We start from the raw sequence: 715 nt of genomic DNA, 5'->3' as shown, positions 1-715 counted from the left end.
TTTATCCAGGTAAAAGCCAGCTTTGGCTTCCTTGATACAGTTTTCCATTTGACCCCGTTGGTGATAGGCGTGAAACGCATCTTCGGCGACAAAACTCGTTAAATTGGACACGAGGTATTCATGTTGAAATAACAATTCACCAGCTGGTCGAGTTGATTTAATATAGATCTGGCGCGGCTTAGGCCATGATCGGGCTTGATAAGACGCGCGATAATAATGGAACTCGGTCTCAGTCCAATTCTGCTCATCACTGATCTGAACAAAACGTTCAGCCAGTTGGTTCAGCCGCCGATTGGCTTTCAGGCGGATCAAGTAAAAAGTGTCGTTGGCTTCACAAGTTTCGTATAATTCTGGAGTCGCAAAGCCACTATCCCCGCGGACCAAGATATCAGCGTTCGGTTTGACTTGATGATAGTGCTGTAGTAGTGGTGTGATAAAGGGGGCAATATCCGTACTGGTATAAACATTACCTGGGCGCAATTGAGCCTTTAAACAGTGGCCCGTTTGCCCGTCAAAAGCGACCAGCGGATGGTAACCCGTGGTACCGTAATGCGCATTAAAGGCCGTTTTTTCCTGATGACCATGAGTATCGGCATGGGTCGAGTCAATATCGAGAATTAGCTGTTGTTGCTTGGTGCCAGTCCACGCTTGGTCAAGCAATGCTTGATTCAACGTTTGTAATGAGGTGATGGTCTGCTCGTCACAGCGTTGCCAA

1 protein-coding gene is annotated in these 715 nt (G+C 47.3%); it reads right to left on the bottom strand.

Features of this window, described 5'->3' with window-relative positions; all coding sequences use genetic code 11:
- A partial coding sequence (locus FC65_RS10970) for an IS1380 family transposase (RefSeq protein WP_156408642.1) occupies positions 1-715 on the bottom strand: 715 nt, incomplete at both ends.

The sequence above is a fragment of the Ligilactobacillus acidipiscis DSM 15836 genome (assembly GCF_001435755.1).
Classification (GTDB): Bacteria; Bacillota; Bacilli; order Lactobacillales; family Lactobacillaceae; genus Ligilactobacillus; species Ligilactobacillus acidipiscis.
Note: the sequence above shows the minus strand (reverse complement) of the source record. Positions and strands in the feature narration are given on the sequence as shown.